The following is a 17,073-nucleotide window of genomic DNA, read 5'->3' on the forward strand; positions in this document are numbered from 1 at the left end:
TTTCACAGCGAGCCTACCGCCGCCGCCCGGGCACGGACTCCGACCGGCGCCGAATCTCGTGTCAGGGGCTGCGCCTACCGTGAGAACATGGATCAGAAGTCGAAACCATTCGATTCCCACGTTGCCGAGTTGCTCGACCGTCACTTGCCGATGTCATGGGATGAGTTGCTCGCCGCTGTTCGTCGGTCCCCGCAGCTCTCCGCCGTCGAAGCGGCCCGCGGTGCGAAGCAGAGGCCCGATCGCACGACCGACGGTCTCAGGTCTCTGCCCGCGGCGAGCCCACCCACCTGGGATGGACTGCACGCAGTCATCAATACGCTGCACCGGAAGAACCTGCTGCCGGACGACCTTCCGCACACACGCAGCCCCTCCGTCATGCTCATCCATCTCCTCAGCGAACTCGCGCTCAGCCTCTCCGACCACCGCAGGCCAGGGCGCGACCTCGGTGCGGCGTCGGTCGAGCCGAAGGCTGAGGGAGTCCAGGCGCGGTTCGAAACCGAATGCATCATCTGGCTCATCACCGGGCGACTCGGTGTGAGGGCCGCCGCGACCGGATCACTCAAGGGCTACCTCAAATACGGAGAGCTCATGCCCGAGTTCTCCCGGGACCGGGTGCTGCAGACCGTCGACACGATCGAGGGACTCTTCGGAGGTGCGCTCGCCTTCGGGATCATGATCCGAGAGGAGATGCCGAGCCTGTTCGAACTCGATGACAGCTTGGCTGTCTGAACCCTGGCAAAGCGCCTTCGACCCTGGTGCTCAGCCGTCCACCGGAGCAGAATGACCATCATGTCCACCTCACCACAGCGCTGGAGCATTGCCACCGTCTACCCCGATATGTGGGTCGATCCCGACGACGACCCCCGCAGCTCCGACAGACACAGTCCCGACGGAGAACTCGCCACACTGCTGAGCTACCTGCGCGACTACCGGCTGACCCTGGATCTGAAATGCCAGGGACTCACGCTTGAGCAGATGATGAAGCTCTCCGTCCCACCGTCGACGATGTCGCTGTTCGGGTTGGTCCGTCACATGACCGAAGTGGAGCGAGACTGGAGGAATTGGATCACCGACGGCGAACCCGAACCCCCGATCTATGGGAGCTTGGATGACGCATTCGACCTCAGTGATGTCCCGTCTCACCCCGAGGAAACCGTCCTCACCGATGCCTTCGCCCGACTGCAACAGGAGCAGGCCGCCACCGACGCTGAAGTCAGCAGACACGACGACCTCGGCACACACGTGGGCCGAGAAGACATCGCGGTTCGGGAATTCTTAGTCCACCGCATCGAAGAATATGCCCGCCACTGTGGTCACGCTGACCTGCTGCGTGAATGCATCGACGGCAGAACCGGACAATAGGGAGCCACCGACCATGAGCCGAACAATCCAGGTGACCGTCGACTGCCACGACCCCGAAAGGCTCGCCCGCTTCTGGGCCGAAGCACTCGGCTACATCATTCCAGGACCTCCGGGGGTGCGACTCGGTGCTGACGACGACCCCCTCGTCGCTTGGAAGGAATTCATCGCCGGACTCGGCATCGAACTCGGTCCCGAGAACATGCGTGCCGCCATCGAAGACCCTGAACAGGTCGGTCCTCGGGTCTTCTTCCAAACGGTGCCGGAGCCCAAAACGGTGAAGAACCGCGTGCACCTCGACGTCCGTGCCGCTCCGGGACTCGACGGCGATGAGCGGATGGATGCACTCGAAGCAGAATGCACCCGACTCACGGGACTCGGAGGCACTCGGTTGCGCCGAGTCGATCCGGACCCGCCGTTGGAACACGGCTTCATCGTCATGGCCGATCCCGAAGGCAACGAATTCTGCCTTGACTGACCAGCAGTCTCGAACCCCTTCAGATGAGATTGTTCTCAGAAACGACTTGTGAAAGGTGTTCGCTTGCTAGCGTGGCAGCCATGAAGACGAATCGCATGGCAATGAGTACAGTGGCCGGACTTGCAGCACTCACTCTCGGCCTGGCCGGGTGTGGCGGAAGTGATTCCGGAAACGGAGGCGATGAGGCGCAGGACTCGTCCGCGGCAAGCGAATCGGCCGAGGCCAGCCCTGCCGGAGGCGAGGATCAGAGCGACGATGGCCAAAACGATGACGGCGATGAAACCAGGCCGGCGGAGGAATCGTCCGGGAAAGGCCTGAGCGCCGGTGCCGACCTGAGCAAAGAATCGCCGGCCATCAGTGCCGAAGACGCGATCAAGACTGTCGAGGAGGAAGTCGGGAACGGAATCGTTCATGGCATCGAGCTCGACTGGGACGACAAAGACGAGGCCTGGCAGTACGAGGTGTCCATCCTCGACGGAAACACCGACCATGACGTCGAGATCGACGCGGAGACCGGGAAGATCGCCGAACACGAGCAGGACTCGACCGATGACAAAGAGAAGGCCATCGACCTCAACGATCCGATGGCCTTCGACGACGCTCTCAAACTTGCCCAGAAGAAAGCCGACGGAAAGCTCGTGAGCTGGAAACTCGAATTCGACGACGGCAAGCAGGAATACCAGTTCGATTTCGAGAAGGGCAGCGGAGACGTGGAAGTCACCGTTGATACCGACTCCAAGAGAGTCAGCGTCGATGACTGACACCGGTCGTCTCACGGTCATCGCCGGACCTATGTTCTCCGGAAAATCCGAAGAGCTTATGCGCAGGGTCCGGCGGGCTACGATTGCCGGAATCGATGTCCTCGTCGTGTCCCACTCGCTCGACACCCGATCGGACATCTCCACGATCACCTCGCACACCGGGGTGAATATCCCCGCAGTGCCGCTCGGAGACGTCGCGTCCCTTGCAGGGGCGGCCCTACAGAAGGACTATGACCTCATCGCCATCGATGAGGCGCAGTTCTTCGGCCCGGAGCTCGTCCCCGCCGTCGAGGACCTCCTCAGCCGTGGACTCGACGTCATCGTCGAAGGACTGTGCGTGACCTTCGACGGGCAGCCGTTCGAACCGCTGCCCAGCTTCATGGCCGTCGCTGAGGAGGTCCTGAGACTCACGGCGGTGTGCACAGTCTGTGGGAAGGACGCTGTGTTCCACCAGCGTTTGGAACAGACGGAGAGCCCGAACGGACCAGACGCAGCACGGACAGTTCAGCCACCCGAGGCGACTCTGGCCGCGACTGAGATCGACGCCAGCCACATCGGTGGCTTGGATACCTATGTCGCTCGCTGTCGGCAGCACTTCACCGGGGCCGGGTAGCTTCACCGGACCTGTCCAACGGTCCTAGCCGTCGATGCTGGCCCAGACCTCTCGCCAGATCCGCGCGAGGTCTGGGATCTGATAGTGGGCGTTGAGGCCGCTCGGCTGCGGAACCACATGCAGCGCCACATCAGCCGGCCACCCGTCGATCAGCGTCGTATCCTGCCGGCCGAGCTGAGCTTTCGGCACCTGAAAGCCGGTGCGGAACGCTGTGATCCCGGCGATCGCGACCGCCCGGGGTCGGATATCGGCAAGACGCTCGATGAGGTGAGCCGCACCTTCACGCAGCTCCTGCCGGGAGAGTTCGTCGGCGCGGACAGTGGCTCGCCCCACGAGGTTGGTCAGACCGATTCCACGACTGAGCAGCTGCAGCTCATCCGCAGGCTCGAGCCCACACGAGGCATCGACTTGGTGATCGGTGAGACCCGCCTGATGCAGAGACGGCCAGAAACGGTTGCCGGGACGTGCGAACGGCGCATTCACCGCGGCCGTCCACAGCCCCGGATTGATGCCGACGATGAGCATCTTCAGCCCGGAGGAACCGGTCGGCAGAATATCGTCGATCGCATTCGGGTCGTCCGTGGCGAAAGCCGCGAGATCGTCCTTGGTCGGTTTGCGACCGCCCAGAGGGGATAGCCGACGATTGCTGACGAAGTTGTCCTCACTCACATCTTTCACACTACCGTCGTACCATGAGCCACGATCATGTGACCCCACAGCCCGGAGAGTCCGCACCCTTTCATTTCAACGACCGCTGGATCACCGACGCCGGAATCGAATCGGTGTGGGCGGTTCTGGAACAGGTCGACGAGTGGCCTGGGTGGTGGCCGGGACTGACAGCAGCCGAAAGGGTCGGGGCTGCACAGGCTGACGTTGATGCCGCCGATCTGCCGGTGACCCCAGGCAGCCGAGCCCGCCTTCTGGTCCACGCACCGGTCGGGTGGTCTCTGCGGTTCTCCATCGAAGTCGAGGAGGTCGATGCACCCCATCACATCCGGTTCCGGGCGAGTGGTGATCTGCGCGGCGAAGGCCGATGGACTCTGACCGCCACCGAGGGGGTGACGACAATCGATTCTCTGTGGTGTGTGACGACGAGCAGAACGATCATCAGTGCGATGCGACCGCTGTCCGGACTCATGCATGGGGCAGTGATGAGAGCCGGCGAACGGGGACTGCGATCACGACTGGCCGACCGGCCCGGCTCCTGAGCGAACCGGTACCCAGGTCCTCGAATCTGCCGATCGCTGGTCTCTCTGGTCTGCCGAGGCGCGAGCGGCGGCCTCCCACGCCTCGATGCCCCCGGCAAGCGAGCGCAGACGTACTCCGGTCGGGACCGATCCGGACAGAATCTGGGCGGCCTCGGCCGATCGGGCCCCGGACTTGCAGTGGATGACGATATCGACGGGTGCCTCCGACCGGCCGGAGGCACCGACCAACGACTCAAGCGCCGGCCACCCGCCGTCTCGGAGGGCGCCGAGCGGCAGATGCATCGAGCCGGGGATGGCCGCCAGCTCACGTTCCCAGTCCTCCCGCACATCGACGACGAGCACATCGTCTTCGACGGACAGGAATTCGGCGACGTCGATCTCATCCGCCGCAGGCTCTGCCACGCCGCCGCCGTCGAGGTCCACAGCACAGGCGGCAGCCACCTCGGTGAGGTCGGTGACCGGGGGACGGTCGGGATCGAGGGAGAACCGCAGGGTCGAGTACTCCCCGGTCAGCGCCTCATAGCGCAGCAGCCGACCGATGAATGGGGCACCGATGCCGCAGATGAGCTTGATCGCCTCGGTTGCCATCGCCGAGCCCACGGTTCCGCACAGCACACCGAGGACTCCGCCCTCGGCGCAGTTGGGCACCGAATCGGGTTCCGGGATATCCGGGAACAGATCGCGCAGCATCGGCCCGTGACCGGGAACGAACGTGCTCACCTGACCGGCGAAGCGGAAGATCGTGCCCCACACCAACGGGGTGCCGGTGAGTTCGGCGGCATCATTGGATAAGTACCGAGTGGCGAAGTTGTCCGCCCCGTCAACGACGACATCGTGTTCAGCGAAGAGACCGAGCACATTCTCCGGGCTCAGCCGTTCCGCGATCGTGCGCACCTCGAAGTTCGGATCGAGCCGGTGCACGGCATCGGCGGCAGATGAGACCTTCGGTCGGCCCACATCCGCATTCCGGTGGATGATCTGGCGCTGCAGGTTCGAGGCCTCCACCACGTCATCGTCGATGATCGTGATCGACCCGACTCCTGCGGCCGCGAGATAGTTGAGGACTGGAGCCCCGAGCCCGCCGGCGCCGATGACCAGCACCGAGGCGGCCCGCAGACGCCGTTGTCCCTCGAGTCCGAATCCCGGCAGGCTCAGGTGCCGGGAGTAGCGTTCCAGCTCCGTCCGGGACAGAGACTCCACGGGGTCGACGAGAGGAGGCAGCGACGGAGGAGTGGCGGCAACGGTGGTCATCGTGCTGCGACCATTCCATCGAACGGCGATGATGCCAATGCCAACGGTCGTTTGGGAATCCTCCCGGCTCCGGCCGCCAGATGCCCGGCCTCGACGGCCAAAGCCATCGCCCGGGCCATGGCGTGAGCATCGTGGGCGCGGGTGACCGCCGAGGCCAGCAGCACCGCGGTGCACCCGAGCTCCATCGCCAGAGCGGCATCGGAGGCGGTGCCGACACCGGCGTCGAGGATGACGGGCACCTGTGCACGGGAGACGATGGTCTCGATGTTGTGAGGGTTGAGGATGCCCAGCCCACTGCCGATCGGAGCACCGGCCGGCATCACCACAGCCACGCCAGCGTCCTCCAGACGCTTCGCCAGGGCCGGATCGTCGTTCGTGTAGGCGAAGACCGTGAACCCATCGAGGACGAGCTCCTCGGCTGCGGCGAAGAGCTCGATGGGATCCGGCAGCAGGGTGTCCTCATCCGCGATGACCTCGAGCTTCACCCAATTCGTCTCCAGCGCCTCTCGGGCCAGTCGGGCGGTGAGCACGGCATCCCGGGCCGTATAGCAGCCGGCGGTGTTCGGCAGCACCCGAATACCCAGACGCTGGAGCATGGTGAACACTGAGTCGCGGGACTCGGCATCGAAACGGCGCATCGCCACAGTGGTCAGCTCGGTTCCCGAAGCCACGAGTGCGTCTTCGAGAATGCTCAGGGAACTCGCCCCACCCGTGCCCATCACGAGGCGAGACGACATCTCCACATCATCGATCGTCCAGGTCATCTCAACCTCCCTGCACAGCGGTGACGATGTCGACGGTGTGCCCGTCGGCCAGGGTGCAATCGGACCAGGCACCGCGACGGATGACTTCACCGTCGACGGCCAGGGCGATGCCCAGGCGGCCGCCGTCGGCTGGTGTCCCATCGGGGTTCAGTTCCCGTCCGGTGACGTCGGCGATGAGGTCGAGCGCCGAGGTGGCACCCGGCAGCTCATGGCGAGCGCCGTTGAGGACGATGGTCGGTGAGTGTTCGTGGTCGGTCATGAGATGCTCCTCATCGGGTAGGCACTGGTGTGGTCTGTGGTGAAGCGGTGTGGGGACACGGACTCGAGCGTCCCGTCAGGAGGCCAGTCGGAGGCGACGCCCAGGGCGAGCTCGGCACCGAGCCTGCCGCCGAACGGGGCCAAGAGGATGCCGTGGCGGAAATACCCGGTGCTCACGATGCAGCCGGGATCGATGCGGCCGATCATCGGCAGGTCGTCCGGAGAACCGGGCCGGGCACGGGTGGTGATATCGGTGATCTCCGCGTCGAGGATGCCCGGGACCAGTCGCTGCCCGTCGGCGAGGAGCCGGTGAATCGCCCCGGCCGGAGTGCCGGAGAGTCCGTCCTCACGCGAACTGGCACCGAGCACGATCTCGCCGTCCGGGCGAGGAACCAGGTAGACGGGGCGACCATTGACCAGCCCGCGGATGGTGCGGCTCAGCAGCGGAGTCGCCTTCGCGGAGGCGCGCAGTCGCAGAACATCACCCCAGACCTCACGCAGAGGCAGCTGCGGGGCACCGACGATCGCGGACACAGCGCTGCCGGCGCAGATGATCACCTGATCGGCCTCCAACCGGCGGCCATCGCCCAGTGCGACTCCCACAGTCGTATCGCCGTCCTTGATCAGGCTGGCCGCCCGCTGGCGAATGAAGCCTCCTGAGTGAGAGGACAGGACAGTCAGCAATGCGGCAGTGAGCCGACGGGGGTCGATCGAGTGATCGCCTGGAATGTGGACTGCCCCGGCGACGGCAGGCGACAACGACGGCTCAACCCGGCGGGCAGCACTGCCGGTGATGAGCTCGGTGGCGAAACCGGACCGCGACTGTGCATCGCGCAGCTCCCGCAGAGCCTGCAGATCAGCTCGGTCACCGGCGCACACCAATGTTCCGGCATCCGAAAAACCGAGATCGCTGCCAGCGGCGCTCGCCACCTCGGCGGAGAACTGAGGATACATCTGTGCGGAGGCTCGCATCAGCGGGTACAGGGGAGTCTGCCCCCAGACCACCTCGGCGGCGGGAGCGAGCATCCCTGCGGCAGCATGGCTCGCACCCTGAGCGGGCGCAGGATCGATGATGGTGACTTCGGTACCGAGGCGGCGCAGATACCAGGCCGTGGACAGGCCGATGATCCCGGCGCCGACGACAATGACTCTCACAGCTTCTCCCTCCGGCGGCATGATCCGCATCAGGTCTGACGGTCGGCTCTTACGCCCTCTCAGCCTCGTTGGGAGGCTCCCGCGAACTCCTCTACTCTATGACCATGACCACACAGATGCCACCGCGCACCGCAGCGCGGCAGACGAAGAGAGCCTGGAGAGAGGCGCGACTGGCAGAGGCGAAGCTCTACCTGTGCACCGATGCCCGGACCGGTCAGGGCGACCTCGCCGAGTTCCTCGACGCCGCCTACCGTGGAGGTGTCGACATCATCCAACTGAGGGACAAGAGCCTCGAGGCCCGCGCCGAGATCGCGGCATTGGAGGTCCTCAAAGATATCGCCGCCCGTCACGACAAGCTCTTCTCAGTCAATGACCGTGCCGACGTTGCGCTGCTGACCGACGCCGACGTCTTCCACGTCGGTCAGGGCGACCTCACCAGTGCTCAGGCCAGGGCTGTGCTCGGACCCGATGTCATCCTCGGCCGCTCGACCCATTCCCTCGAGCAGGCGCTCGCCGCCGAGGCGGACCCGGAGACCGACTATTTCTGTGTCGGGCCGGTCTGGGAGACCCCGACGAAGCCAGGCCGCGCCTCTGTGGGGACGGCGCTGCTGACCGCAACCGCCGCCGAGGCGGCCAAACCGTGGTTCGCGATCGGCGGTATCGCGATGGGGGAGAGGCTGGATGCGATCCGGCAGGCGGGCGCGAGGCGTGCCGTCGTCGTCCGTGCGATAGCCTCGGCTGAGGATCCCGCTGCGGCCGCGCGGGAGCTCAAGGAGGAGTTGGAATGACCCAAGCAGCTGACAGCGCATCCGACGGAATGGGTGCTGGCGCTGACCTGTCGATTCTCATCGCCGGGGCGGGGGCGACCGGCGGAGCGTTCGGCACCTATCTGCAGGAGGCCGGACGCGATGTCACTTTCCTGCTCCGGCAGGCACGGGCGGAGACGGTCCGCGCTGAGGGGCTGCGCTTCACTGCACCCGGTGATGATCGGACGAATCAGGTCGATGTCATCACCGCTGAGGAACTCACAGCCGCACCACGAACCTTCGACCTCGTTATCGTCGCGGTCAAAGCGGGTGGACTCGACTCGGTCATCGCCGATATCGGACCGGCTGTGGGCGAGCAGACGACGATCATTCCGTTCCTCAACGGCATGGCTCAGATCGAGAAGCTGCAGAGCAGATACCCCGGACAGGTGCTCGGAGGGTTCGTCAAGATCGTCGGCACCATCAGGGACGGAGCCGTCGTCCAGCTCACCGACCTGGCCGTGATGACCATCGGAGATCTCCGCGGCGCCGAAGTGCCCACACGCATCTCCGAGGCGCTCGATGTGCCCGGATTCAAACTCCAGACCGTCGATGGAATCATCGACGGGCTGTGGGAGAAATGGATCTTCATCGCCGCGGCAGGAGTCGTCACCTGCCTGTTCCGCGCCCCGGTCGGAGCGATCATGGAAGCCGGCGGCAGATCGCACGTGTATGCCATCATCGATGAACTCGAAGCCGTGGCGGCTGCGGCAGGACACCCGGTGTCGGAAGCCTCCCACGCCATGACTATCAAGATGCTCACCGAGGACGGTTCCGCCTTCACCTCATCCCTCTACCGGGATGTGACGGCAGGGCTGCCGAGCGAAACGGAGCACATCCTCGGCGACCTGTCGATCAAGGCGGAGGATCTGGGAGTGGCGACTCCGCTGCTCGACCTCACACTTGTGCAGCTGCGGGCAGGGGAAGCCCAGAAGCGGCTCTGACTTCGGCAATGCCGGTGCGCAGCATCGCCAGATACGGCTCCTGCGGCTGAGCGTGTTCGACGTCTGACGAACGATGCGCGGCGGTGAACGTGACCATCGGGACACCGTCGACATCATCGAGGACGAGCAGCGTCTCGTACCCGCCCGGACCCAGAGAGTGGGAGCTGCCGGCTGCCAGATCGAAGACGAGGCGTTCCAGCGGACTGTCCGGTTCGGGCGGTCGGTGCATCTCCTGTGCCGCCACATCGGCGAACTGTTCGGCAGTGATGAGGTAGGCCTTGGCGGGGGTCGGTCCGGGGAGGAAATGATCGTAGAAGGCCATGCCGCCGCCCCACACCTTGGACTCGCCGGCGAAATAGATCGTTCCGGGCAGTTCGATCCCGGCTTCTGCGCGGGGCAGTGTTGCGTCCCTGGCACCTGGATAGGTGACCATCGCCCCGGGCGGTCGCCCGCCCTGCAGATAGCAGGCGAGCCGATCGCGAGCCATATTCGATCCGTAGCTGACGTACCACACATATGTTTGAGACATCCCTGCCATCGTGACATCTCGGTCTTGGAATTCGGTGAATCGGTGCCGAGTGTGTCCTCTGCGGCGCCGGCATAATCGGCGGATGAGTTCGGCGCTGCCGGTGATGGCCAGGGCGATGCCGATGCCCACGGCGACTCCGAGCAGCGGCCGGTCCTCGAAGATCATTCCCCCGATGAGTCCGATCACCGTCGAATAGAGCGCCCAAGCGAGACTGCCGATCCCGTCCCAGAGGAGGAAAGTGCGGATCGGGAACCCGAGCAGACCGGAGCCGACGGTGGCCAAGCTGCGGCCCCCGGGAACGAATCGGCCGGCGATGAGCACGGTCCCGCCTCGGCGAGAGAAGACCGTGTGGGCGGAGTCGAGCAGGTTCGCGATGCGAGCCCACCGTCGCCATCGGCCGACCCCGGTCGCAGCGAATCGGCCGACGAGGTGAGCCGCCAGATCCCCGAGGAGAGCCCCTCCGGCAGCGGCGAGGATGAGTCCTGCCGGGTGAGGGTGCCCCGTCGCGGCGAAGGTCGCAGCGGTGATGAGCAGAGTCTCCGACGGCACAATCGGCATGAGCGAGTCCAGTGCCGCGGCCACGGCGATGAGCAGGTACACCCATGGAGATGTGAGGGTGGCAGTGAGCAGCTCGAGTGCGAGATCCATACTCATCCACGCTAGGCACAAGACGGCAGGGCCGGTACGCGGTCGGGCACACGGTCAGTGCGGTCGAACAACAACCGCCATTGCGGAAAACCGGAATCCGAGACTGCGGCCGAACCCCTGGGAGGCGGCGTCAGGCGTTGCTACGATCGACTCATGCCATGGCCGAGCGCGCTGTCCACCCGCCTTCCTCCCGAAGTACGGATGTTCACCGCGCGGTGGGCGCGGTCCGTACTCGCCGTCGCGTGGGGCGGTCTGCTGTGTCTGCCGCTGCTCATGGCCTCCGTGCTTCCGCCCACCTCACGCATGGCCGCGAAGGTGCGGAGCTGGGAACTCGCTCGGCACTCTCGCGGGTTCGGACTCGTCCTCGCCGACGAGCCGACCAAACGTCGGTTCCTGCTCGGCAACGGCCTGGTCGCAGCACTCGCCATCATTCCCACCGCGAACCTCCTCGGCGGATTCTTCGTCGTGACTCTCGGATCGCTCTTCCAAGGATTCTTCATCGGGGGAGCGGTCAACATCGGGTTCGACATGTGGTCGATCTCGCAACCCACGCTCTTCGTCGGTGTCCTCTACGGGGCGGCGAACCTCATCGGCGCCGTCGCTCTGGCCGAGGCGGCAAGCTGGGCGCATGGTCGCATCGACGCTCATTTTGTCGAAGTGGAGCGCCCCTTCGCCGTGTACACCCGCATCAGCGAGCTGCTGACGACCCGCCGTGGAGTCGTGCTCGCCATCGACGAGGAACGACGCCGGATCGAACGAGACCTGCACGACGGCGTGCAGCAGAACGTCGTCTCCCTATCCGTGCTCATCGCCCGAGCCAGGCGTGCCTCTGACCCGGCGAAGTCCCAAGCGCTGCTCGACGATGCGCTGGTCCAATCCCAGGACCTCATCGACGAGATGCGGGAAGTCGCCTGGCGGGTCTATCCCACCGCGCTGGACGACCATGGTCTTCGAACCGTGCTCGAGAGGATCGCCGGTCGCAGTCCTATTCCGCTGACCCTCGTGACCGTGCCGGAAGGCAGATTTCCGCCCGCAGTGGAATCTGCCGCCTACTTCGTCGTCCGTGAAGCCGTCACGAATGTCGTCAAACACGCCGAGGCGTCCGCGATCACGGTGAGCATCGTCGCCGAGCCCCGGACCGCGTTGACCGTGACCGTCTCCGATGACGGTGTCGGTGGAGCCGATCCGCGCGGGGGAGGGCTCCAAGGGCTCACACGGCGGGTCGGAGCGCTCGACGGGAATCTCGAGGTCGACTCCCTTGAGGGCGCAGGCACCACAGTTCGAACTCGGATCCCGTTCGGGACCGACGCACAGGACGGCAGCACGACGAAGGAGAAGAGACAGAAGTGAACACGACAGAGGTCCAGACAGAGAACCGGATGCGCGTCGTCCTCGCCGATGACGCGGTGTTGCTGCGAGAGGGCGTCCGCAGTCTGCTCGAAGACGAAGGGATCAGCGTCGTCGCGTCCGTCGGAGACGGAGGGGAGCTGCTGCGGGCGGTCGCCGAGCTGCGCCCGACCCTGGCGATCGTCGATGTGCGGATGCCTCCGACTCACACCACCGAAGGACTCGAAGCGGCGTTGGCGATCAAACGTCGCTTCCCGGATATCGGAGTCCTCGTCCTCAGCCAGTATGTGCTGCGGGAGTATGCGACGGAGCTGCTGAGCACCGAATCGGTGGGCGTCGGCTACCTCCTGAAGAACCGGGTGACCGACATCGACCGGTTCCTCGAGTCCGTACAGCGGATCGCAGAGGGAGGAACGGTCATCGACCCCGACGTCGTCCGGCAGCTGCTCACCACCTCGGAAAGGCAGAATACGTTGTCGACGCTGACTCCACGTGAGAGCGAAGTGCTCGAGGCGATGGCCGAAGGACTGTCGAACCGGGGAATCGGCGAACGGCTCTTCGTCTCGGTCAGTTCCGTCGAAAAGGCGATCAGCTCCATCTTCGATAAACTCGGCCTCCAGGCAGGGGAGACCACGAGCCGCCGTGTCGCGGCAGTGCTCGCCTACCTCAACCGAGAACGAGGAGAGAGATGAAGCGCCGACTGCCCGATCTGAGAGAACTCGCCCCCTTGCTGCAGTTCGACCTGCCCCGACTCGACCGGGTCGCAGCCAGATTGGAGTCGGCCGCAGACATCTGGGACCTCCGCCGCATCGCCAAGCGCGTGACGCCGACCGCGCCGTTCGACTATGTCGACGGTGCCGCTCTGGACGAGCGGACCTTGGCGAAGAACCGTGAAGCGCTCGGCAACGTTGAGCTCCTTCCGCGCATCCTCCACGGAGTCGATGCGCCGGATACGTCGACGACAATCGCCGGTGCCCGAACCCGGCTGCCCTTCGGCATCGCCCCGACCGGTTACACCCGCATGATGCACTCCGAAGGTGAGGTCGCCGGAGTGCGTGCGGCGACGAAGGCCGGAATCCCGTTCTCACTGTCGACGATGGGCACGACCTCGGTCGAAGACGTCGCGCAGGCGGCGCCGGATTCCACCCGGTGGTTCCAGCTCTACCTGTGGAAGGATCGGCAGCGCAGCCTCGATCTGATCCAGCGGGCCGCCGCCAGCGGTTACGAGACCCTGCTGGTCACCGTCGACACTCCGATCACCGGTCAGCGTCTGCGCGATCACCGCAACGGTCTGACGATCCCGCCCCGACTGACGCTGGGAACCATCCTCGACGCCTCCTATCGACCTGGCTGGTGGTTCAACTTCCTCACCACCGAACCGCCGAAATACGCGTCGCTGTCGAACACCTCCCAGTCCCTCGCGGAGATGACGAAGACGATGTTCGACCCGACCCTCGACCTCGATGACCTGCGGTGGATCCGCGAACAGTGGAACGGACGCCTGTTCGTCAAGGGAATTCTCACCGCCGAGGATGCCCGCCGCGCTCAGTCGATCGGAGCCGATGGACTCGTCGTCTCCAATCACGGCGGCCGGCAGCTTGATCGGGCTCCGGACTCGCTGACCTCACTGGCCGAAGTCCGTGCGGAGGTCGGACCGGAGATGGAGCTGATCTTCGATTCCGGGATCATGTCCGGCACCGATGTCGTCGCCGCGCTGTGCGCCGGAGCCGACTTCGTGCTCATCGGCCGGGCGTACCTGTACGGGCTCATGGCCGGAGGCCAGCGCGGAGTCGAGCGGGCAATCGAGCTCATCGGACAGGAAATCCTCACCGCCATGGGACTCATGGGTGCCCGGAGCATCTCTGATTTGGGTCCCGAGCTCGTCCGCGGGCTGCCTCAGGCACCGGCCGCTGACGGGGAGTTGCGGACCGACGCTGTGTGAGCCTCGGCCCGACGAAGGAGACCACGCATGATCATCGCGGCAACGGTCAACGAGCAGCTGAAGCACGTGGACTCGGACGAGCCGCGCATTCTCATCGTCGGAGCCGGAATCGCCGGGATCACCCTGGCGCAGCTGCTCCGGGGTCGCGGGATGCACCCGACCCTCATCGATCGGTCGGCCGATTCCGGTCGGATGATCGGTGACAATCGTGCCGGATATATGCTCGCCCTCATGCCTATGGTCGATCCCATCATCGAAGAACTCGAGTGCCGGGTGGCCTACCTCGAAGCCAGCGTCGGCATCGACCGCTATATCGCCCATGCGCACACCGTGAAAGTCCTCCGGCAGGACCACCTCGGTGATCTTCTGGCCGACTTCGGCGACTATCGCGGGATCTCCCGCTCAGCGCTGCTCGACGTGCTCACCGGCAGCGACTGCCCGATCGCCTTCGGCACCACAGTGACCGGTCTGTCCGACGACGGCGGCACCGTAACACTGGCCCAGGCGAGCGTCGGCCGACAGCGCTTTGGAGAGCAGGAACAGAGCCGTGGCCAGGAAGAAGTGCTCGAATTCGATGCCGTCGTCATCGCAGACGGAATGAATTCCCGAACCCGCAGGCTCGTGACAGGTGGGCCTGCCGCGACCGCCATGTCCGGCTCCGGCAAGACTTCCGCTGACGGTTCTGATAAGCCCTCGTCAGAGTCCGCTGTGGACACGACATGGGGCGGATGGGTCTGCTGGGCAGAGGCGGATGACGATCAGGACGCCGTCGATGAGATATGGGGCGATGGATTCTTCCTCGGCATTTATCCGGTCAAGGGCGCCCTCGGAGTCTTTCTCGGCTGTCCCGACGCCCGGCAGCCGCTCGGCTCCCGGCGGTTCGCCGCCGAGGTCCGCAGTCGACTCACGGTGATGACTCCGCGGATCGACGCCTGCCTCACCGCGGTCGAAAAGGCCGAAGCACCGTTCTTCTGGCCGCTGCGGGATTCGCGAGCGCAGCGCTGGAGCCGTGGTCGCACCGTTCTGCTCGGCGATGCCGCCGCCGGGTTCCTTCCCACCGCCGGAATCGGGGCCGGAATGGCGATGGAATCGGCCGGAGTGCTCGCCGACGAACTCTCCTCCCTGACGACCGGGCCAGGTGCATTCGCAGCGCTCGAACGCTTCGAGGCCCGCCAGCGGTCGCGAGTCGAGGCCGCTCATGACAACTCGCGGTCCCTGGCCCGACTGATGTTCGACCGGTCCCGGCTCTTCGCGTTCGCCCGCGACCAGGCGTTCCGCTTCATCAGCATCCGCACCGCGCTCAAGCCGATACTGCATCTGCTCGAATCCCCGCCGAAGAGGGTGTGACCCTCCTCCCACCCTGCATCTTCGTCGGCCGTGGATGCCTCCGTTTGTGGTAGGAATGGCCAGGGTCCTCGTGCGCGGACCTGCCGAACCACGAACGAGGATGACCATGGGAATGCCAGCCGCCTCGGCGAACGAAGAACGCCGACTCCGACGGGGACTGAAGTCCCGCCACCTGCAGATGATCGCCATCGGCGGTGCCATCGGCACCGGGCTCTTCCTCGGCTCCGGCGGCACGATCTCACAAGCCGGCCCCGGCGGCGCCCTGCTGGCCTATGCCGCGATCGGCATCATGGTCCTCTTCGTCATGCAGTCCCTCGGCGAGATGTCGACCCACCTGCCCGTGGCCGGATCGTTCCACACCTACGGGACCAAATACGTCAGTCCCTCGTTCGGATTCGCCATGGGCTGGAACTACTGGTTCAACTGGGCGATCACCCTGGCTGCCGAACTCGTCGCCGCGGGCGTCATCATGTCCTTCTGGTTCCCCGACGTGCCCTCGTGGATCTGGGCGGCGGTCTTCCTCATCCTGCTGGCCGGGCTGAACTTCCTGTCGGCGAAGGCCTTCGGCGAAGGTGAATTCTGGTTCGCCGCCATCAAGGTCACGGCCGTGCTGGCGTTCCTCGTCCTCGGTGTGCTCATGATCGCCGGCATCCTCGGCGGGACTGCACCCGGGGTGAGCAATTGGACGACGGGAGAAGCTCCTTTCGTCGGCGGCTGGATGTCCATCATCAGCGTCTTCATGATCGCCGGATTCTCATTCCAGGGCACCGAGCTCGTCGGCGTCACCGCGGGGGAGTCGGAGAACCCGCGCAAGGACATGCCGCGCGCCATCCGCACCGTGTTCTGGCGCATCATGCTCTTCTACATCGGCGCCATCGCCGTCATCGGCTTCCTCCTGCCCTACACCGACCCCTCCCTGCTGGCCTCGGCGAACAATGAGGACATCACGGCCTCACCGTTCACCCTCGTCTTTGAACGCGCCGGAATCGCCGTGGCCGCCGGAATGATGAACGCCGTCATCCTCACCGCCATCCTCTCCGCCGGCAACTCCGGCCTCTACGCCTCCACCCGCATGCTCTACGCCATGGCGAAAGAGGGAACCGCGCCGAGGCTGTTCGCCCGACTCAACGAACGCGGAGTCCCCGTCATGGCGCTGCTGGCCACCGCCATGATCGGACTGTTCGGATTCCTCACCGAGATCATGGGTGACGGTGGAGCCTATACCTGGCTGATGAATGTCTCCGGACTCTCCGGCTTCATCGTCTGGGTCGGCATCGCCTGGTGCCACTTCCGGTTCCGCCGCGCCTATGTGCGGCAGGGGCGCGCTGTAGCGGACCTGCCGTACCGGGCGCCGCTGTTCCCGATCGGCCCGGTCATCGCGCTCATCATGCTCATCGTCGTCATCATCGGGCAGAACGTGCAGGCGATCGTCAACGGGCAGCTGCTCCAGGTCGCCAGCGCCTATGCAGGGCTTCCTGCGTTCCTGCTTCTGTGGGTCATCCACCGCATCGTCACGGGCCGCCGCTCACGCATGGTCGCCCTCGACGACATGGACGTCGAAGGGCTCGAGATCAAGGCTCCCTGATCCCTTGGTCGATTCCTCGCCGAGGCGGCCGTGCGGTCGGATTCGAACCGCCGGAGAAATGGGTTAAGCTAGGCTCGC

At 65.3% G+C, this 17,073-nt stretch carries 19 protein-coding genes and 1 riboswitch; of the genes, 13 read left to right on the plus strand and 6 right to left on the minus strand.

Translation table 11 applies throughout. The features are described from left to right. Positions 1 to 87 precede the first annotated feature (87 nt). The 5 genes from ACOZ9V_RS07680 to ACOZ9V_RS07700 all read left to right on the plus strand — a co-directional run bounded on the left by ACOZ9V_RS07680 (position 88) and on the right by ACOZ9V_RS07700 (position 3,211). The gene (locus tag ACOZ9V_RS07680; RefSeq protein ID WP_139466865.1) at positions 88 to 729 is read left to right on the plus strand and encodes a hypothetical protein; all 642 of its coding nucleotides are present in this window, start codon (positions 88 to 90) and stop codon (positions 727 to 729) included. Between the two features lie 60 nt (positions 730 to 789). Beyond that, positions 790 to 1,362 (plus strand): DinB family protein, encoded by a 573-nt coding sequence (locus tag ACOZ9V_RS07685; RefSeq protein WP_434594924.1) that lies wholly within the window; start codon positions 790 to 792, stop codon positions 1,360 to 1,362. 13 nt (positions 1,363 to 1,375) lie between these two features. Next, positions 1,376 to 1,837 carry a VOC family protein gene (locus ACOZ9V_RS07690; RefSeq protein WP_139466867.1) on the plus strand — a complete coding sequence of 154 codons (462 nt, stop codon included), beginning with the start codon at positions 1,376 to 1,378 and terminating at the stop codon, positions 1,835 to 1,837. Between the two features lie 80 nt (positions 1,838 to 1,917). Next, positions 1,918 to 2,598 carry a PepSY domain-containing protein gene (locus ACOZ9V_RS07695; RefSeq protein ID WP_434594927.1) on the plus strand — a complete coding sequence of 227 codons (681 nt, stop codon included), beginning with the start codon at positions 1,918 to 1,920 and terminating at the stop codon, positions 2,596 to 2,598. Next, positions 2,591 to 3,211, plus strand: a complete 621-nt coding sequence (locus tag ACOZ9V_RS07700; protein WP_139466868.1) for a thymidine kinase — start codon at positions 2,591 to 2,593, stop codon at positions 3,209 to 3,211. The genes ACOZ9V_RS07695 and ACOZ9V_RS07700 overlap by 8 nt, the downstream gene beginning before the upstream one ends. Before the next feature lie 24 nt (positions 3,212 to 3,235). On the opposite strand, the gene ACOZ9V_RS07705 is transcribed toward ACOZ9V_RS07700, so the two are convergent. Beyond that, positions 3,236 to 3,880 (minus strand): mismatch-specific DNA-glycosylase, encoded by a 645-nt coding sequence (locus tag ACOZ9V_RS07705; protein WP_434594931.1) that lies wholly within the window; start codon positions 3,878 to 3,880, stop codon positions 3,236 to 3,238. A gap of 23 nt (positions 3,881 to 3,903) precedes the next feature. Between ACOZ9V_RS07705 and ACOZ9V_RS07710 the strand changes: the two genes are divergently transcribed. Beyond that, entirely contained in the window at positions 3,904 to 4,419 is a 516-nt protein-coding gene (locus ACOZ9V_RS07710; RefSeq protein WP_434594933.1) for an SRPBCC family protein, read from the plus strand. Here the strand turns inward: ACOZ9V_RS07710 and moeB are convergent. The 4 genes from moeB to thiO form a co-directional block, all read right to left on the minus strand. After that, the gene (gene moeB / locus ACOZ9V_RS07715) at positions 4,390 to 5,670 is read right to left on the minus strand and encodes a molybdopterin-synthase adenylyltransferase MoeB (protein WP_434594936.1); all 1,281 of its coding nucleotides are present in this window, start codon (positions 5,668 to 5,670) and stop codon (positions 4,390 to 4,392) included. The two genes, ACOZ9V_RS07710 and moeB, sit on opposite strands and share 30 nt — an antisense overlap. Further along, positions 5,667 to 6,434: a thiazole synthase gene (locus tag ACOZ9V_RS07720; protein WP_139907529.1), complete on the minus strand. Its 768-nt coding sequence runs from the start codon at positions 6,432 to 6,434 to the stop codon at positions 5,667 to 5,669. Before ACOZ9V_RS07720 ends, moeB begins: the two co-directional genes overlap by 4 nt. Before the next feature lies 1 nt (position 6,435). Continuing rightward, positions 6,436 to 6,693, minus strand: a complete 258-nt coding sequence (gene thiS, locus ACOZ9V_RS07725; RefSeq protein ID WP_139466873.1) for a sulfur carrier protein ThiS — start codon at positions 6,691 to 6,693, stop codon at positions 6,436 to 6,438. Further along, positions 6,690 to 7,847 (minus strand): glycine oxidase ThiO, encoded by a 1,158-nt coding sequence (thiO, locus tag ACOZ9V_RS07730; RefSeq protein ID WP_434594941.1) that lies wholly within the window; start codon positions 7,845 to 7,847, stop codon positions 6,690 to 6,692. The genes thiS and thiO overlap by 4 nt, the downstream gene beginning before the upstream one ends. Further along, positions 7,837 to 7,940: riboswitch (TPP riboswitch) on the minus strand. (Overlaps the previous gene by 11 nt.) A gap of 11 nt (positions 7,941 to 7,951) precedes the next feature. Between thiO and thiE the strand changes: the two genes are divergently transcribed. Together thiE and ACOZ9V_RS07740 are read left to right on the plus strand one after the other, a co-directional pair. Further along, positions 7,952 to 8,635, plus strand: coding sequence for a thiamine phosphate synthase (thiE, locus tag ACOZ9V_RS07735; RefSeq protein WP_434594944.1), 684 nt, complete (start codon positions 7,952 to 7,954; stop codon positions 8,633 to 8,635). Beyond that, complete coding sequence (locus tag ACOZ9V_RS07740; RefSeq protein ID WP_434594947.1) at positions 8,632 to 9,597, plus strand: ketopantoate reductase family protein; 966 nt, start codon at positions 8,632 to 8,634, stop codon at positions 9,595 to 9,597. The genes thiE and ACOZ9V_RS07740 overlap by 4 nt, the downstream gene beginning before the upstream one ends. On the opposite strand, the gene ACOZ9V_RS07745 is transcribed toward ACOZ9V_RS07740, so the two are convergent. After that, positions 9,551 to 10,774 (minus strand): DedA family protein, encoded by a 1,224-nt coding sequence (locus ACOZ9V_RS07745; RefSeq protein ID WP_434594950.1) that lies wholly within the window; start codon positions 10,772 to 10,774, stop codon positions 9,551 to 9,553. The genes ACOZ9V_RS07740 and ACOZ9V_RS07745 overlap by 47 nt on opposite strands. 153 nt (positions 10,775 to 10,927) lie before the next feature. Here ACOZ9V_RS07745 and ACOZ9V_RS07750 point away from each other — a divergent pair, with 153 nt between their 5' ends. The 5 genes from ACOZ9V_RS07750 to ACOZ9V_RS07770 all read left to right on the plus strand — a co-directional run bounded on the left by ACOZ9V_RS07750 (position 10,928) and on the right by ACOZ9V_RS07770 (position 16,995). Further along, positions 10,928 to 12,124, plus strand: coding sequence for a sensor histidine kinase (locus ACOZ9V_RS07750; RefSeq protein WP_259356680.1), 1,197 nt, complete (start codon positions 10,928 to 10,930; stop codon positions 12,122 to 12,124). A gap of 29 nt (positions 12,125 to 12,153) precedes the next feature. Further along, entirely contained in the window at positions 12,154 to 12,813 is a 660-nt protein-coding gene (locus ACOZ9V_RS07755) for a response regulator transcription factor (protein ID WP_139467405.1), read from the plus strand. Further along, positions 12,810 to 14,063: an alpha-hydroxy acid oxidase gene (locus ACOZ9V_RS07760; RefSeq protein ID WP_139466879.1), complete on the plus strand. Its 1,254-nt coding sequence runs from the start codon at positions 12,810 to 12,812 to the stop codon at positions 14,061 to 14,063. The genes ACOZ9V_RS07755 and ACOZ9V_RS07760 overlap by 4 nt, the downstream gene beginning before the upstream one ends. Before the next feature lie 27 nt (positions 14,064 to 14,090). After that, positions 14,091 to 15,410, plus strand: a complete 1,320-nt coding sequence (locus tag ACOZ9V_RS07765; protein ID WP_434594954.1) for an FAD-dependent oxidoreductase — start codon at positions 14,091 to 14,093, stop codon at positions 15,408 to 15,410. Between the two features lie 106 nt (positions 15,411 to 15,516). Beyond that, the gene (locus ACOZ9V_RS07770; protein ID WP_301539170.1) at positions 15,517 to 16,995 is read left to right on the plus strand and encodes an amino acid permease; all 1,479 of its coding nucleotides are present in this window, start codon (positions 15,517 to 15,519) and stop codon (positions 16,993 to 16,995) included. Positions 16,996 to 17,073 lie beyond the last annotated feature (78 nt).

The sequence above is a fragment of the Brevibacterium sp. 1718 genome (genome assembly GCF_051131255.1).
Taxonomy (GTDB): Bacteria; Actinomycetota; Actinomycetes; order Actinomycetales; family Brevibacteriaceae; genus Brevibacterium; species Brevibacterium sediminis.

Bases quoted from the DNA above. Each gene is read 5' to 3' on its own strand.
- thiE (WP_434594944.1), top strand. From the start codon at position 7,952: ATGACCACACAGATGCCACCGCGCACCGCAGCGCGGCAGACGAAGAGA.
- ACOZ9V_RS07695 (WP_434594927.1), top strand. From the start codon at position 1,918: ATGAAGACGAATCGCATGGCAATGAGTACAGTGGCCGGACTTGCAGCA.
- ACOZ9V_RS07685 (WP_434594924.1), top strand. From the start codon at position 790: ATGTCCACCTCACCACAGCGCTGGAGCATTGCCACCGTCTACCCCGAT.
- moeB (WP_434594936.1), bottom strand. From the start codon at position 5,670: ATGACCACCGTTGCCGCCACTCCTCCGTCGCTGCCTCCTCTCGTCGAC.
- ACOZ9V_RS07680 (WP_139466865.1), top strand. From the start codon at position 88: ATGGATCAGAAGTCGAAACCATTCGATTCCCACGTTGCCGAGTTGCTC.
- thiS (WP_139466873.1), bottom strand. From the start codon at position 6,693: ATGACCGACCACGAACACTCACCGACCATCGTCCTCAACGGCGCTCGC.
- ACOZ9V_RS07690 (WP_139466867.1), top strand. From the start codon at position 1,376: ATGAGCCGAACAATCCAGGTGACCGTCGACTGCCACGACCCCGAAAGG.
- ACOZ9V_RS07755 (WP_139467405.1), top strand. From the start codon at position 12,154: ATGCGCGTCGTCCTCGCCGATGACGCGGTGTTGCTGCGAGAGGGCGTC.
- ACOZ9V_RS07740 (WP_434594947.1), top strand. From the start codon at position 8,632: ATGACCCAAGCAGCTGACAGCGCATCCGACGGAATGGGTGCTGGCGCT.
- ACOZ9V_RS07720 (WP_139907529.1), bottom strand. From the start codon at position 6,434: ATGACCTGGACGATCGATGATGTGGAGATGTCGTCTCGCCTCGTGATG.
- ACOZ9V_RS07745 (WP_434594950.1), bottom strand. From the start codon at position 10,774: ATGGATCTCGCACTCGAGCTGCTCACTGCCACCCTCACATCTCCATGG.
- ACOZ9V_RS07700 (WP_139466868.1), top strand. From the start codon at position 2,591: ATGACTGACACCGGTCGTCTCACGGTCATCGCCGGACCTATGTTCTCC.
- ACOZ9V_RS07760 (WP_139466879.1), top strand. From the start codon at position 12,810: ATGAAGCGCCGACTGCCCGATCTGAGAGAACTCGCCCCCTTGCTGCAG.
- ACOZ9V_RS07710 (WP_434594933.1), top strand. From the start codon at position 3,904: ATGAGCCACGATCATGTGACCCCACAGCCCGGAGAGTCCGCACCCTTT.
- ACOZ9V_RS07770 (WP_301539170.1), top strand. From the start codon at position 15,517: ATGGGAATGCCAGCCGCCTCGGCGAACGAAGAACGCCGACTCCGACGG.
- ACOZ9V_RS07765 (WP_434594954.1), top strand. From the start codon at position 14,091: ATGATCATCGCGGCAACGGTCAACGAGCAGCTGAAGCACGTGGACTCG.
- ACOZ9V_RS07750 (WP_259356680.1), top strand. From the start codon at position 10,928: ATGCCATGGCCGAGCGCGCTGTCCACCCGCCTTCCTCCCGAAGTACGG.